Raw genomic sequence first — 14978 nt, forward strand, 5'->3', positions numbered from 1 at the left:
ACCCTCGCGGTTGGTGATCCGGGTCAGGGCACGTATGATCCTTGAGAACCTACCGCCGAATAGAAGCCTATGTCACTGATAGTTCTATTGCTTTTGCCCTTCATCGGCAGCTGTGTCGCGGCACTGCTGCCGCATAACGCCCGTAACGCTGAATCGCTGCTGGCAGGCCTCGTGGCCCTCGTCGGCACCGTGCAGGTAGCCTTGTTGTACCCGCAGATCGCCGACGGCGGTGTGATCCGCGAGACCTATTCCTGGCTGCCGAGCCTGGGCCTGGACTTCGTCCTGCGCCTGGACGGCTTCGCCTGGCTGTTTTCATTGTTGGTGCTGGGCATCGGTACGCTGGTGTCGTTGTACGCGCGCTACTACATGTCGCCGGACGATCCGGTGCCGCGCTTCTTCGCTTTTTTCCTGGCGTTCATGGGCGCCATGCTCGGCCTGGTGATCTCTGGCAACCTGATCCAGATGGTGTTTTTCTGGGAACTGACCAGCCTCTTTTCCTTCCTGCTGATCGGCTACTGGCACCATCGCGCCGATGCCCGCCGTGGCGCCTACATGGCCTTGATGGTGACCGGGGCCGGCGGCCTCTGTCTGTTGGCCGGGGTGATGCTACTCGGCCATGTCGTCGGCAGCTATGACCTGGACAAGGTCCTGGCCGCCGGCGAACTGATTCGGGCCCATGCCCTCTACCCCATCCTGCTGGCGCTGATCCTGATCGGCGCCTTGAGCAAAAGCGCACAATTCCCCTTCCATTTCTGGCTTCCCCACGCCATGGCCGCGCCCACGCCGGTGTCGGCGTATCTGCACTCGGCCACCATGGTCAAGGCCGGGGTGTTTCTGCTGGCGCGCCTGTGGCCGTCGCTGTCGGGCAGTGAAGAATGGTTCTACATCGTCGGCGGCGCCGGTGCCTGTACGTTGCTGCTGGGCGCCTATTGCGCGATGTTCCAGAATGACCTCAAGGGCCTGCTGGCCTACTCCACCATCAGCCACCTCGGGCTGATCACCCTGCTGTTGGGCCTCAACAGCCCGCTGGCGGCCGTGGCGGCGGTGTTCCATATCCTCAACCACGCCACGTTCAAGGCCTCGCTGTTCATGGCGGCCGGGATCATCGACCACGAAAGCGGCACCCGCGACATCCGCAAGCTCAGCGGCCTGGTCCGGTTGATCCCGTTCACCGCGACGCTGGCCATGGTCGCCAGCGCGGCAATGGCCGGGGTCCCGTTGCTCAACGGCTTTCTGTCCAAGGAAATGTTCTTCGCCGAGACGGTGTTCATTTCCGCCACGGCCTGGGTCGAACTGGCGCTGCCGATCATCGCCACCATCGCCGGGACTTTCAGCGTCGCCTATTCTCTGCGTTTCACCGTGGACGTGTTCTTCGGCCCCGCCGCCACCGACCTTCCCCACACCCCCCACGAGCCGCCGCGCTGGATGCGCGCACCGGTGGAACTGCTGGTGTTCACCTGCCTGCTGGTGGGGATTTTCCCGGCCCAGGTGGTCGGTTCCCTGTTGGCGGCGGCGGCATTGCCCGTGGTGGGCGGCACGCTGCCCGAGTACAGCCTGGCGATCTGGCACGGCCTCAATGCGCCGATGATCATGAGCCTGGTGGCAATGTCCGGCGGCATCGTGCTGTACCTGCTGCTGCGCAATCAGTTCAGGCTGGGGCACATCAAGCACCCGCCATTCATTGGCCGGCTCAGCGGCAAGCGCCTGTTCGAGCGCTGCCTGGTGTTGATGATGCGCCAGGGCCGGCGCCTGGAGCGGCGGATCAGCACCCGTCGCCTGCAAGCCCAATTGTTCTGGCTGGTCCTGGCCGCGCTGCTGGCGGGGCTGATCCCGATGCTGCACAGCTCGCTGGTCTGGGGCGATCGGCCGAAGATCCCCGGCTCCATCGTGTTCGTCACCCTGTGGGTGCTGGCGATCGCCTGTGCCGTGGGCGCGGCCTGGCAAGCCAAGTACCACCGGCTGGCGGCCCTGACCATGGTCAGTGTCTGCGGGCTGATGACCTGCGTGACCTTCGTCTGGTTCTCCGCCCCCGACCTGGCCCTGACCCAACTGGTGGTGGAAGTGGTGACCACGGTGTTGATCCTGCTCGGGCTGCGCTGGCTGCCGCGACGGATCGAAGACGCCTCGCCGTTGCCCAACAGTGAACGCCGCGCACGCATTCGCCGCCTGCGGGACTTGTTGCTGTCCATCGCGGTGGGCGGCGGCATGGCGTTGCTGTCCTACGCGATGCTGACGCGCCAGACGCCCAACGACATTTCCTCGTTCTACCTGAGCCGGGCCCTGCCCGAAGGCGGCGGCAGCAACGTGGTGAACGTGATGCTGGTGGACTTCCGCGGCTTCGACACCCTGGGGGAAATCACCGTGCTGGTGGCGGTGGCGCTGGCGGTGTTCGCCTTGCTGCGACGTTTCCGCCCGCCGAAGGAAAGCATGCAGTTGCCGGCGCAACAACGCCTGCTGGCGCCGGACGTGGTCACCGACCTGGTCAACCCGCGCCAGGCCAGCGACACCGCATTGGGCTTCATGATGGTGCCGTCGGTGCTGGTGCGCCTGCTGCTGCCGATTGCCCTGGTGGTTTCGTTCTATCTGTTCATGCGTGGCCACAACCAACCGGGCGGCGGTTTCGTCGCCGGATTGGTGATGTCGGTGGCGTTCATTCTCCAGTACATGGTGGCCGGCACCCAGTGGGTCGAGGCCCAGATGAGCCTGCGGCCGTTGCGCTGGATGGGCACCGGCTTGCTGTTCGCCACCGTCACGGGCCTGGGGGCGATGGCCGTCGGCTACCCGTTCCTGACCACGCACACCTGGCACTTCAACCTGCCGCTGCTGGGTGACATTCACCTGGCCAGCGCCCTGTTCTTCGACATTGGCGTATACGCCGTGGTGGTCGGCTCGACCCTGTTGATCCTCACCGCCCTGGCCCACCAATCGGTGCGCGCGCACAAACCGGGCCTGCAGGCCAAAGCCGCCCCTCTCAAAGGAGCCACTGCCTGATGGAAGAAGTCATCGCAATCGCAATCGGCGTGCTCGCCGCCTCCGGCGTCTGGCTGGTACTGCGCCCCCGGACCTTCCAGGTGGTCATGGGCCTGTGCCTGCTGTCCTATGGCGTCAACCTGTTCATTTTCAGCATGGGCAGCCTGTTCATCGGCAAGGAGCCGATCATCAAGGATGGCGTCCCCCAGGACCTGTTGCACTACACCGACCCGCTGCCCCAGGCCCTGGTGCTGACCGCCATCGTGATCAGCTTCGCCATGACCGCGCTGTTCCTGGTGGTGCTGCTGGCGTCCCGGGGCCTGACCGGCACCGACCATGTGGACGGCCGGGAGCCCCGGGAATGACGTTGACGCCCCATCTGATCGCCGCCCCGATCCTGTTGCCGCTGCTGACGGCCGCGTTGATGCTGATGCTCGGCGAGAAACACCGACCGCTGAAGGCGCGGATCAACCTGTTTTCCAGCCTGCTCGGCCTGGGCATCGCCGTGTTGTTGCTGGCCTGGACCCAGGGCCAGGACCTGCCCGCCTCCATTGGCGTGTACCTGCCCGGCAACTGGCAGGCACCGTTCGGCATCGTCCTGGTGGTCGATCGCCTGTCGGCGCTGATGCTGGTGCTGACCGGGATCATCGGCGTCAGTGCCCTGCTGTTCGCCACGGCGCGTTGGGACCGCGCCGGCGCCAGTTTCCACGCGCTTTTCCAGATTCAGCTGATGGGCCTCTACGGTGCCTTCCTCACAGCCGACCTGTTCAACCTGTTCGTGTTCTTCGAAGTGCTGCTGGCGGCGTCCTACGGCTTGATGCTCCACGGCTCGGGACGGGCGCGGGTGTCGTCGGGCCTGCATTACATCTCCATCAACCTGCTGGCGTCGTCGCTGTTCCTGATCGGCGCGGCGCTGATCTACGGTGTCACCGGCACCCTGAACATGGCCGACCTGGCGTTGAAGGTGCCTTTGGTGCCGGAAGCCGACCGCGGCCTGCTGCACGCCGGGGCCGGCATCCTCGCGGTGGCGTTCCTGGCCAAGGCCGGCATGTGGCCGCTGAACTTCTGGCTGGTGCCGGCCTACAGCGCGGCCAGTGCGCCGGTGGCCGCGCTGTTCGCGATCATGACCAAGGTCGGCGTCTACACCATCCTGCGCCTTTGGACCCTGCTGTTCTCCGGCCAGGCCGGCGCCTCGGCGTACTTCGGCGCCGACTGGCTGATCTACGGCGGCATGGCGACCATCGTCTGCGCGGCCATCGCCATCCTGGCGGCCCAGCGACTGGAGCGCATGGCCAGCCTGAGCATCCTGGTTTCGGCCGGGATCCTGTTGGCGGCCATCGGTTTCGCCCAACCGAACCTGGTGGCCGCGGCGCTGTTTTACCTGGTGAGCTCGACCCTGGCGCTCTGCGCGTTGTTCCTGCTGGCCGAACTGATCGAACGCTCGCGCTCGGCCAATGAACTGGCCTTGGAAGACGATTTCGACAGCTTGCCGCGCCCGCTGGAATCCTTGCAGCCGCCCAAGGGCATCAACCTCGATGACGAGCAGAAAGCCGTGGTCGGGCAAGTGATCCCCTGGACCATGGCGTTCCTCGGCCTGAGCTTCATTTTCTGTGCACTGTTGATCATCGGCATGCCGCCGCTGTCCGGCTTCATCGGCAAGCTGGGCCTGCTGAGCGCGCTGCTCAATCCCCAAGGGCTGGGGGCCAGCGCCGAGACGCCTGTGTCGAACCAGGCGTGGGGCCTGCTGGCACTGCTGATCCTGTCCGGGCTGGCCTCGCTGATCGCGTTCTCGCGCCTGGGCGTGCAACGCTTCTGGACGCCACAGGAACGACCGTCGCCGTTGCTGCGGCCCTTCGAATGCCTGCCGATCATCGTGCTGCTGGGCCTGGGCATCGCCCTGACCTTCAAGGCCGAGCCGCTGCTGCGCTATACCCAGTCCGCCGCCCAGGCGCTGAACAACCCGGAACATTACGTGATGTCAGTGCTGGCCACCCGTGCCATCCCCAGCCCCGAGGCGCGCGCCGCGACGCTGGAGGTGCAGCCATGAAGCGCCTGTTCCCTGCCCCGTGGCTGTCCCTGGCACTCTGGTTGTTGTGGCTGGTGATGAACCTGTCCCTGAGCCCCGGCCACTTGTTGCTGGGGGCCGCGCTGGGCTTCCTGGCCCCGCTGATGATGCGCCCGTTGCGCCCGCGGCCGATCCGCATCCGCCGACCGTGGGTGATGCTGCGGCTGTTCCTGCTGGTGGGCCGTGACGTGCTGGTGTCCAACCTCGCGGTGGCCTGGGGCGTGCTGAACGCCGGTCGCCGTCCGCCGCGCTCGCGCTTCGTCAAGGTGCCGCTGGACCTGAACGATGCCAACGGCCTGGCCGCGCTGTCGATGATCACTACGGTGGTGCCAGGCACGGTCTGGTCGGAACTGGCCTTGGACCGCAGCATCCTGCTGCTGCATGTGTTCGACCTAGACGACGAGGCGGCCTTCATCGCGCACTTCAAGGCCACCTACGAGCGCCCATTGATGGAGATTTTCGAATGAGCCCGTTGCTGTCCAACGCGATTCTCCTGAGCCTGTTCCTGTTTTCCCTGGCGATGGTGCTGACCCTGCTGCGGCTGTTCAAGGGGCCGTCGGCGCAGGACCGGGTCCTGGCCCTGGACTACCTGTACATCGTGGCGATGCTGATGATGCTGGTGCTGGGCATCCGCTACGCCAGTGACACCTATTTCGAGGCGGCGCTGCTGATCGCCCTGTTCGGCTTTGTCGGCTCGTTTGCCCTGGCCAAGTTCCTGCTGCGTGGCGAGGTGATCGAATGAACGTGGAGTTATCGATGTGGATCGAAATCCCGGTGGCGATCCTGCTGGTGCTCGGCAGCCTGTTCGCCCTGGCCGGCGCCATCGGCCTGGTGCGGCTGAAGGATTATTTCCAGCGCATGCATCCGCCGGCCCTGGCGTCCACCCTGGGGGCCTGGTGCGTGGCGTTGGCCTCGATCCTGTACTTTTCGGGGCTCAAGTCCGGACCGGTGCTGCACGCCTGGCTGATCCCGATCCTGCTGTCGATCACCGTGCCGGTGACCACCCTGCTGCTGGCCCGGGCGGCGCTGTTTCGCAAGCGCATGGCGGGGGATGATGTGCCGGCGGAGGTGAGCAGTCGCCGTGAGGGCTAACGGGTATTTCGAGCGAACGCCTTTGTGGCGAGGGGATTTATCCCCGCTGGGTTGCGGAGCAACCCCAAAGCCTGCCACCTGTGTACATCCGATTGACCACGTTCAGCCGTTATAAGGGCCGCTTCGCGCCCCAACGGGGATAAATCCCCTCGCCACGGTGATGCCTTCAGTCGCCCTCCAACGGGAGCAAGCTCCCTCGCCACAACAGCCTTGTCCTCAGACCCACGCCACCGCCAGCAACCCGGCCCCGAGCACCACGCACAACGGCGAATAGATCCAGGTATCAAGCCTGGCAAACGTCGACTCCTTGAACTCCTTGAAGAAGCCCACCAGCTCCGACTCGCCGATGGCGCGGGCGAACATCAGCAAGGCGATCGCGCTGATCAGCCATTGCAGCGCCCGGTGCGTGACCGGCGGTGCCAACAGCCCGCCCCGCAGGCTCACCAGAACCGCGATCAACAGCAGCGCCAAGGCCACCAGCAACGTCAACCAGCCCGACGGATCGAACGCCGGTCGCAGCGCTTCGCCGTGCTTGGCCGGCACCTGGGGCACCACCGCCAAAACCGCCCAACGCCCACCCAGGGCCCAATACAAGTGAATCAAGCTGATGGTCGCAAACACTGCGACCAGCGACCGAGCCAAGAAAAGCGTCATTCGCCAGCCTCCTGAAAAAGGTTGAACAATCATCCTAGCTCGAATTTGGCAATTCGCCGGACGGGCGCAGACTGCCCGTTTGCGGCGAAAGACGCATTGCCCAGGATCAAGAGTTCTAACGGCTGGCCATTCTTTAGAGACTGGCCGCGACTTTGTCCGCCACCTCCTTGGGCAGCCAGGCCTGCCAGACCTGCGGATGCGCCTTGAGGAACGCTTCGGCGGCCTCGCGCGGCGGTGTGCGTTTCTCGCTCATGTCGGCCAGGGCCTTGTTCAATGGATCGATGGGCAAATCGACCTTGGCGAAGAACTCGGCGATGTCCGGGTGTTGCTGCTGGAACGGCGTGGAGACGCCAATCGACAGTTTCGAGGCCAGGGATCGGGTCGGCTTCGGATTGGGATTATCGGCATCGGTGAGGGTTTTCCAGGCCTCGGCATCGAACGGCGGCTCCTGCAACTGCACCAGCTTGAACTTTCCAAGCAAGGGCGTGGGTGACCAGTAATAAAACAGGATCGGCTTGCCCCGGCGGATCGACGAGGTGATTTCAGCGTCCAGCGCCGCCCCCGAGCCACTGCGGAAATTCACATAGCTGTCCGTCAAGCCGTAGGCCTTGAGCTTCTGCTTGTTGACCACCTCGGACGTCCAGCCGATGGGGCTGTTGAGGAAACGGCCCTTGTCCGGGCTCTCCGGGTCCTTGAACACGTGCTTGTAGCGCGCCAGGTCCTGGACACTGCGCAAATCCGGCGCCACGGGCTTGATGCCTTTGGCCGGGTCGCCCTTGATGACGTACTCGGGCACCCACCAACCCTCGGTCGCGCCCTTGACCGTATCGCCCAGGGCGACCACCTTGCCCTCGGCCTCGGCCTTGACCCACACCGGACTGCGGCCAGCCCACTCTTCACCGATGACCTGGATGTCGTTGTTGGCCAGGGCGGTTTCCAGGGTGATGGTGGTGCCCGGCAAGGTGTCGGTCGGCAGGTCGTAGCCTTTTTCGACGATGATCCGCAGGATATCGGTGATCAGGCTGCCGCTTTCCCAGTTCAGGTCGGCGAAGTGGATCGGTGCCGAAGCCGCCGACGCCGGAAACGGCGCCCCCAACACAGCCAAGGTGGCCCAGGCAGCCAGCCACTGTCGAACTCGTTTCATGCTTTGCACCTCGTGCCAGATACAGACATAACCGAACGGCCCTGCGTCAGCGAACGCAAGCCTCTGAATAGTTCAGTCAATTGACTGTAGCCGAGGTTCCAGCGGCCCCCTGAGAAACTGCAAGCGAGCCAGGCACAATGGCCACCGCGCACACGGTTTTCGAGGCATTTTCAGCGGTGAAGCCGTATCACTCGCTGGCCTTGAAGGTCACGAGCTCGCCCTTGCGCCATTTGGCGGCCTTGGCGGTGACGGCTTTCAGGGTCTTGGTCAGGCCTTCCTGCAATTGTTCATTGGCGGCGAACACCGTCACCACGCTATGGCCTTCCTTGAACAGGATCGCATGGCCCGCGGGCGTCGTGACGAAGGCATAGTCACCCAGGCCATAGACCGTCAACTTGATTTCGCGAAAGCGGATTTCAAACTTGCCGCCCTCACGACTGGGCAACACCGCCGCGCGAAAATGATCACCGACCTTGAGTTCGAGCCTGGGCTTGTCATCGACCACCAGGGCCGACTCGGTGTCGATTTCGGCGACATAGATCCCTTCCGGGGTCTGCTCGGTGATGTAGACGAAACGCGACTGGAACAGTTTGACCAGTTTTGCCCGCAGGTCACCGAGTACAAACAACGCATGCATGTCCAGATTACTTACTGCCAAGGAAACATCCCCATCTTTGAAAACGGCCCGCCCGCTAAAAGGACGGACCACGAGAACCCGTGCCGACTGTAGTGTCGCAATGGACCTGTCTTTGAAATTCGAAATGAACGGCGCACCCCATCCCCGGCCGAGAGCAGACTAAAGGTTGCCGCGCTCGCCGTCTTTCCCGAGGGGGCGTCAGAGGCTGAAGGAAAACGCCACGCTGAGCATCGGAAAAGTGGGACGACTAACTTTAGGGAAATTTCTCACTTAGAAAAGCATTTTTCTGACATCGAGCCCAAAAAAAATTGCTTTAGATAGGCGCAGCCGTCTACACGACACTGCCGATTCTAGAGCAGCCGAAGGCGTGGAGACTACTCGCAGCACTCGACAATTCGTCGGTAAACCATAGAAAAGGAATTCGCATGGCTACTTTCATCCCGCTCCGGCCCCCTATCGTCCCTTGTGTCGTCGACACAGCCGATACCTTCGACGGTGTCGATTACCTGCCCATTTCGTTGATTCAACCGCGTTATCGAGTTGTCCTGGCCGGAAAGTGTTTCTTTCACATTGAAGAAATATCAACTGGGCGTGTAAGAGGTTTCCGCACCGACCATAACGAGGCCTGCTACCTGGCCAGGCGTCTCGAACAGAGTGCTTGAAGGCCTGATGTCGATCGAACTCCTGGCGCTCGCTTGTCTCTGATAGAAAGAAGCAACCCAGGCGTCATGACGGCGCCCGCCAAAGGAGAACCCCATGGAACAGCCTTCCCACGAGCTCAGTACCCTGTTCGACCAACTCGGCCTGCCCTCGGACGGTAAAGCCATCGACGATTTCATCGTGGCCCACCCGCTGGCACCGGAGATCAAGCTGGTGGAGGCCGACTTCTGGTCGGATCAGCAGAAAGCCCTGCTGCGTGAATGGCTGCTGGCCGACGGCGAAGAGGCGGTCCTGGTGGACCAACTGAACGTGCGTTTGCACGACGGTAAATAACCTAGAGGCCATCGGTTGAGCCCCCTGTGGCGAGGGGATTTATCCCCGTTGGGCTGCGTAGCAGCCCCTAGGTCACACATTGCGGCGTATCAGGTCGGCTGCAACCAGCCTTTTTGGGGCTGCCTCGCAGCCCAACGGGGATAAATCCCCTCGCCACGGGGTTTTGCGTTTATTCAATAGAGTGAACGTCAACGCGCCTTCTCAGGCTTGTAACCCAACCGCAACCCACCCCAATGACGGCCCTTGACCATGATCGGTACGGAGAGGTCGTGCATCAGTTCGCCCGTGTCGCGGGTGTAGGTCTGCAACAGCACCGGTTGCTGGTGACTGCCGCAGCGGATGCCGGTGCGGTCGGAGAACTTGCGCTTGGTGCGGTTGTTCAGGGTGTCCACCTGGGGATCGCCGGTCAACGGCTGGCTGAACACCTTGTTGTGGGTCGGCACATAGCCTTGCTGGGTGCAGGCGATCGCGAAGACCAGGCCTTCGTGCCGGGCGAGCAACGGTTCCTGGATCGGCGGCAGCACTTGGTCGGTGTAGCGGTCGAAGCGGGTCTGGAACTTGGCGGGCTGGGTATTGGGTATGGCCTGGTAGTTGCGGTCGAACAGGTCATCCAGACTGACGCGGCCCTGGTCGATATCGGCCTCGAACTGCGCGGCAATCTGGCTCGCCCCTTCCCGTGCCAGGTCATAGACGCGCTGGTGATAGTCATCGAGGCCCACCTCGGCCAGGCGTTCGCTGATGGATTCGGCCTGGCCTTCCATCTGCACCGCTGCCTCGGCCAGGCGCTGGGTCTGCTGGTCGCTGATGGACAGGTCGCCGCGCATTTGCTCGATGGCATGGAACAGGCTGTCGAGCTGCTCGCGGTTGGCGTCGGTGCCCTGGGCAATGGCGCCGACCTGGGTTTCCACGCCTTCGGCGAGCCGGGCAATGTTCTCCAGGTGCTGGCCGGTGTGCTCGACCTGCTGCACGCCGCTGTCCAGGTCATCGGCCAGTTGACGGATCTGCTCCACCACCTGGGCCGTGCGCTGCTGGATGTCCGCGACCATCACCCCAACCTCGCCGGTCGCCGCCGCGGTACGTCCGGCCAAGCCGCGGACTTCATCAGCCACCACCGCAAATCCGCGGCCGTGCTCACCGGCCCGTGCCGCTTCGATGGCCGCGTTCAGCGCCAGCAGGTTGGTCTGGCTGGCAATCGACTGGATCACCAGGCTGACCCGCTGGATTTCATCGCTGCGCACGCTCAAGGCTTCGATCAACTCGCGACTGTCGTTGGCCCGCTGGCTGAGCTGGTGCATGCGACTGATGGACTCCACCAGCTCGCTGCGCCCGGCCACGCTGCTGCGATGGGCCTCGCTGGCGGCGCCCAGGGCTTGCTGGCTGAGGTGTGAAGTCGCCTGTTCGGTGGCAATCATCGATTCGGCGTTGCTGACGATCCGCGCCGCCGCATCGAGTTGCGACTGGACCTTGCCGGCCAGTTGCTTGACCGAATAGGCGACACCGGCGGCCGACAGCGCGTTATGACTGGTGGTGTAGGACAAGTCGCGAGTCAGCTCGGACAGCCGGTCGGTCGCCGGCGCCTGGACCGTGGCCACCCGCGAGCGCAGGCGCGGCAACCAGACGATGAGCATCACCAACGGCAGGCCCAGGTACAGCGACCAGCCGCCCAGGGTCATGCCACACAACAGCAAGGTCAGGGCAAGGCTCTGCAAGGTCGGCGTCAGCCAGCGTGCCAGGCCTTTCGTCACCGGTACCGAGGCCGGCACCGCACCCGCCAGAGATCCTTCTGTCGCCATGTTCGTCACCCACGCTTATCGTTGTTATGAGCGCATTAAACGCCACTATGGGGCCATTATCCATGGTCCATTAGTCGCGGTTCTTGCATCAGGTCAACGGCAGGGAGGGTGAGATATTGAGCGAAGATCGCAACCTGCGGTGCGCGGTTGCGATCTTTCAAGAGGCGGGATCAGGCCTGGCGCTGGTGCTTGTCGATCTGCTCGTGGCGTTCCTGGGCTTCGATGCAATACTTGGTGGTCGGGCTGATCAGCAGGCGCTTGAGGCCGATAGGCTCGCCGCTGTCGTCGCACCAGCCGAAGCTGTCATCGTTGATGCGGTCCAGGGCCTGCTCCAGTTGCGGCAGCATGCGCTGGTCACGGTCAATGGCGTTGACCAGCCAGGTGCGCTCTTCTTCTACGGAAGCAGCGTCGGCCGGGTCAGCCGGGGTGTCCAGGCTCTCAATGGCGATTCGGTTCTGTTCGATGCGCTCGTGGGTTTCGACTTTCATGTTCTGCAACAGCTTGGTGAAGAAAGCCAGTTGCTCGGCGTTCATGTAGTCATCCGCCGGCATGGCCAGCAACTTTTCCTTTGTCATTGATATCTCTATAAAAAAACGTGCATTAAGGCGAATTATGGAGCGTCCCGCAGCGCAGCTGCCACGCTCGTCAGGAAGGCGCCGTCTATTCCAAGCGCCACCCGGCACTCAATTTACGAGGGGCGGCAGTCTAAGGCCGAGTGGAGGCCCCAGCAACCGAAAACATAGGGAAAATGTCCGACAACCCCTAGAAATGTTCTCTGACACGCTTTCGGCGGTCATCGGAGTGCGTTTATAACAAGAAATTCGCTGCAATGGCTGTATTAAGAAGACAAATGGCAACGCCACGCGGGTCAGGCGTGGCGCTTTGTCGCATTACAAGGCTGTTTAACGCTTGAGCTTGCGTTTGTTGCGGTACTGGTCGATGACCACGGCCACCACAATGATCAGCCCCTTGATGATGTCCTGGATGTAGGCGTCGACACCGACAAAGGTGAACCCACTGGCCATCACCCCGAGAATCAGCGCCCCGATCACCGTCCCGGTGATGCGCCCTACTCCGCCCGCCAGGCTGGTGCCACCGATCACTGCCGCCGCGATCGCGTCCAGCTCATAGGACATGCCCATGCCCGCCTGCCCGGTCGCCGCCCGCGCCGAGGCCACCACCCCGGCCAACCCTGCCAGCAGCCCGGCGATGCTGTAGACGATCACCAGGTGGCGCTTGACGTTGATGCCCGAGGTGCGCGCCGCCTGCATGTTGCCGCCGATGGCGTAGGTGTACTTGCCGTACTTGGTGTAACGCAGGGCGATGTGGAAGATCACCGCCACCACCAGGAAAATGATCACCGGCATCGCGCCATGGCCGATGGCCGTGTAGGAGTCCGACAACATGCTCACCGGCTGGCCTTCGGTGTAGTAGCGCGCCAGGCCACGGGCCGAGACCATCATGCCGAGGGTGGCAATGAACGGCGGGATGCCGGTGATGGCGATGATGCTGCCGTTGATTGCCCCGGCCAACAGCCCGACACCGAGCCCGGCCACCACCGGGATCCACGCCGGCAGGTCGGTCAGCGAGGGGAACACCGCCCGGGCGAAGTCCGACGTCTGGGCCAGGCTGGCGGCAATCATTGCCGACAGCGCCAGCACCGAGCCGGACGACAGGTCGATACCGGTGGTGATGATCACCTGGGTCACACCGATGGCCAGCAGGCCGATGATCGACACCTGCAGGATCATCAGCACCAGTCGCTGGGAGTTCATCAAAAAGCTCTGGTCACGCATGATCCAGCCGAACAGCTCGAACACCAGGCCGATGCCGATCAGCACCAGGAAGATGCTCAGTTCCGTCGGCAGGCGTCGGCGCGTCCTGGCCGGTGCGGCGGCGGGTTTGTTTTCCAGTATTGCGTTCATAGCCATTCACCTTTTTTTGTTCTTTGGCGAGGGGGTATTGCTTTTGGGTGTAGCCCCCTGAAAACGGGACCGCTTCGCGGCCCAGCGGGAGCAAGCTCCCTCGCCACAATTGCGCTCGACTTTGTGTTTTGAACGGGCTGCATCAGGACAGGCCCGACGCCAGTTGCATGACCCGTTCCTGACTCGCCTCGCTGCGGTCGAGGGTGCCCATCAGATCGCCTTCGTGCATCACCATGACCCGGTCGCTCATGCCCAGCACTTCCGGCAGCTCGGACGAAATCATGATCACCGCCATGCCTTCGCTGGCCAGGTAGGCGATAAGCCGGTAGATCTCTGCCTTGGCGCCGACGTCGATGCCACGGGTCGGTTCGTCGAGAATCAGGATGCGTGGGTTGGTCATCAGCCAGCGGGCCAAGAGCGCCTTTTGCTGGTTGCCACCGGACAAGGTGTCGATGCACTGTTCCAGCGACGGCGTCTTGACCCGCAGCTTCTTGCACATGTCTTCGCACAGGGCGCGCAGGGCCTTCTGCTGGATGAAACCGTTGCCGACGTAATGGGGCAGCACGGCCATCTCCATGTTTTCCAGCACCGACAGGCACGGGAACAGGCCACTGAGCTTGCGATCCTCGGTCAACAGGGCGAAGCCTTTCTCGATGGCCATGTGCGGGTCGCTGATGCGCACCGGCTGGTCGTCCAGCAGGATTTCACCGCCCGTCGCCGGCGTGATGCCGAAAATCGCCTCGGCCACGTTGGTCCTGCCCGACCCCATCAACCCGGCGATGCCGAGGATCTCGCCGGCGTGCAGGTCGAAGGACACGCCCTTGAAAATACCGTCCAGGCTCAGGTCGCGCACCGACAGTACACGCTCGCCGATGGGTTTTTCCCGCACCGGGAACAACTGGCTCAGCTCACGCCCGACCATCATCGAGATCAGGCTGTCGCCGTCCATGCTGTCGGCCCGTTGCAGGCCGATGTAGGCGCCGTCGCGAAACACCGCCACTTCATCGGCGATGGCGAACACTTCATTCATTTTATGGGTGATGTAGATGATGCCCTTACCCTCGGCCTTGAGGTCGGCAATGATCGAGAACAGGTGGGCCACTTCCGTTTCGGTGATGGCCGACGTCGGCTCGTCCATGATCAGAACGTCCGAGTCATAGGACACGGCCTTGGCGATCTCGACCATCTGTCGCTCGGCGATGCTCAGGTTGCCCACTTGTTCCTCGGGGTCGAGGTTGATACGCAGGCGCTCCAGCAACCGGGCGGTGCAGCGATGCATCTCGCCATGGTCGATCATGTGCAGGCCGTTGAGTTGCTCGCGGCCGATCCAGATGTTCTCGGCGATGCTCATGTGCGGCATCAGGTTGAGTTCCTGGTGGATCATCGCGATCCCGGCCTGCAAGGCCGCCAGGGGTGTGTCGAACGTCACCGGCCTGCCCCGCAGGCGCAGTTCACCCGCGTCGGGCTGGTAAATGCCGGCGATGATTTTCATCAGGGTGGATTTGCCGGCGCCGTTCTCGCCCATCAGGGCCAACACGGAGCCTGGACGTACCCGCAGTTGCACATCGGACAGGGCCACCACGCCGGGAAAGCCTTTGCTGACATTGACGACTTCCAGCAGATACGGTTCGTCAGGTATTACGCCCGGCTGGACACTCATCGCCGGGGTGCTCGAAGCAGTCGCTGAAGCGAACATGATCAGGTA

The 14978-nt window shown here is 63.2% G+C and carries 15 protein-coding genes; 8 read left to right on the forward strand and 7 right to left on the reverse strand.

What is annotated here, in order from left to right; all coding sequences use genetic code 11:
* Positions 1 to 69 precede the first annotated feature (69 nt).
* The 6 genes from VM99_23090 to VM99_23115 are packed head-to-tail and all read left to right on the forward strand — an operon-like array spanning position 70 to position 6127.
* The gene (locus tag VM99_23090) at positions 70 to 2991 is read left to right on the forward strand and encodes a monovalent cation/H+ antiporter subunit A (GenBank protein AKK00815.1); all 2922 of its coding nucleotides are present in this window, start codon (positions 70 to 72) and stop codon (positions 2989 to 2991) included.
* Positions 2991 to 3335 carry a monovalent cation/H+ antiporter subunit C gene (locus VM99_23095; GenBank protein ID AKK00816.1) on the forward strand — a complete coding sequence of 115 codons (345 nt, stop codon included), beginning with the start codon at positions 2991 to 2993 and terminating at the stop codon, positions 3333 to 3335. The genes VM99_23090 and VM99_23095 overlap by 1 nt, the downstream gene beginning before the upstream one ends.
* Positions 3332 to 5017, forward strand: a complete 1686-nt coding sequence (locus tag VM99_23100; protein ID AKK00817.1) for a monovalent cation/H+ antiporter subunit D — start codon at positions 3332 to 3334, stop codon at positions 5015 to 5017. The genes VM99_23095 and VM99_23100 overlap by 4 nt, the downstream gene beginning before the upstream one ends.
* The gene (locus VM99_23105) at positions 5014 to 5502 is read left to right on the forward strand and encodes a monovalent cation/H+ antiporter subunit E (GenBank protein ID AKK00818.1); all 489 of its coding nucleotides are present in this window, start codon (positions 5014 to 5016) and stop codon (positions 5500 to 5502) included. The genes VM99_23100 and VM99_23105 overlap by 4 nt, the downstream gene beginning before the upstream one ends.
* Positions 5499 to 5777: a cation:proton antiporter gene (locus tag VM99_23110; protein AKK00819.1), complete on the forward strand. Its 279-nt coding sequence runs from the start codon at positions 5499 to 5501 to the stop codon at positions 5775 to 5777. Before VM99_23105 ends, VM99_23110 begins: the two co-directional genes overlap by 4 nt.
* The gene (locus VM99_23115) at positions 5774 to 6127 is read left to right on the forward strand and encodes a cation:proton antiporter (GenBank protein AKK00820.1); all 354 of its coding nucleotides are present in this window, start codon (positions 5774 to 5776) and stop codon (positions 6125 to 6127) included. Before VM99_23110 ends, VM99_23115 begins: the two co-directional genes overlap by 4 nt.
* Positions 6128 to 6343: 216 nt before the next feature.
* Here the strand turns inward: VM99_23115 and VM99_23120 are convergent, their stop codons facing one another.
* The 3 genes from VM99_23120 to VM99_23130 all read right to left on the reverse strand — a co-directional run bounded on the left by VM99_23120 (position 6344) and on the right by VM99_23130 (position 8562).
* Positions 6344 to 6781: a hypothetical protein gene (locus tag VM99_23120; protein AKK00821.1), complete on the reverse strand. Its 438-nt coding sequence runs from the start codon at positions 6779 to 6781 to the stop codon at positions 6344 to 6346.
* Between the two features lie 133 nt (positions 6782 to 6914).
* Positions 6915 to 7925 (reverse strand): ABC transporter substrate-binding protein, encoded by a 1011-nt coding sequence (locus VM99_23125; protein ID AKK00822.1) that lies wholly within the window; start codon positions 7923 to 7925, stop codon positions 6915 to 6917.
* A 187-nt stretch (positions 7926 to 8112) separates the two neighbouring features.
* Positions 8113 to 8562 (reverse strand): hypothetical protein, encoded by a 450-nt coding sequence (locus VM99_23130; GenBank protein AKK00823.1) that lies wholly within the window; start codon positions 8560 to 8562, stop codon positions 8113 to 8115.
* A 455-nt stretch (positions 8563 to 9017) separates the two neighbouring features.
* On the opposite strand from VM99_23130, the gene VM99_23135 reads away from it, so the two are divergent.
* A complete protein-coding gene (locus tag VM99_23135; GenBank protein AKK01838.1) occupies positions 9018 to 9224 on the forward strand; it encodes a hypothetical protein in 207 nt (68 codons plus the stop codon).
* A gap of 94 nt (positions 9225 to 9318) precedes the next feature.
* Positions 9319 to 9555 (forward strand): hypothetical protein, encoded by a 237-nt coding sequence (locus VM99_23140; protein ID AKK00824.1) that lies wholly within the window; start codon positions 9319 to 9321, stop codon positions 9553 to 9555.
* A 188-nt stretch (positions 9556 to 9743) separates the two neighbouring features.
* Here the strand turns inward: VM99_23140 and VM99_23145 are convergent, their stop codons facing one another.
* The 4 genes from VM99_23145 to VM99_23160 form a co-directional block, all read right to left on the reverse strand.
* Positions 9744 to 11348, reverse strand: coding sequence for a chemotaxis protein (locus VM99_23145; protein ID AKK00825.1), 1605 nt, complete (start codon positions 11346 to 11348; stop codon positions 9744 to 9746).
* A gap of 170 nt (positions 11349 to 11518) precedes the next feature.
* Positions 11519 to 11923 (reverse strand): conjugal transfer protein TraR, encoded by a 405-nt coding sequence (locus VM99_23150; protein AKK00826.1) that lies wholly within the window; start codon positions 11921 to 11923, stop codon positions 11519 to 11521.
* A gap of 327 nt (positions 11924 to 12250) precedes the next feature.
* Entirely contained in the window at positions 12251 to 13273 is a 1023-nt protein-coding gene (locus tag VM99_23155) for an ABC transporter (GenBank protein ID AKK00827.1), read from the reverse strand.
* Between the two features lie 142 nt (positions 13274 to 13415).
* A complete protein-coding gene (locus VM99_23160) occupies positions 13416 to 14969 on the reverse strand; it encodes a D-ribose transporter ATP-binding protein (GenBank protein AKK00828.1) in 1554 nt (517 codons plus the stop codon).
* Between the last annotated feature and the right edge of the window lie 9 nt (positions 14970 to 14978).

Origin of the sequence: Pseudomonas chlororaphis, assembly GCA_001023535.1 — a bacterium.
GTDB lineage: Bacteria > Pseudomonadota > Gammaproteobacteria > Pseudomonadales > Pseudomonadaceae > Aquipseudomonas > Aquipseudomonas chlororaphis_E.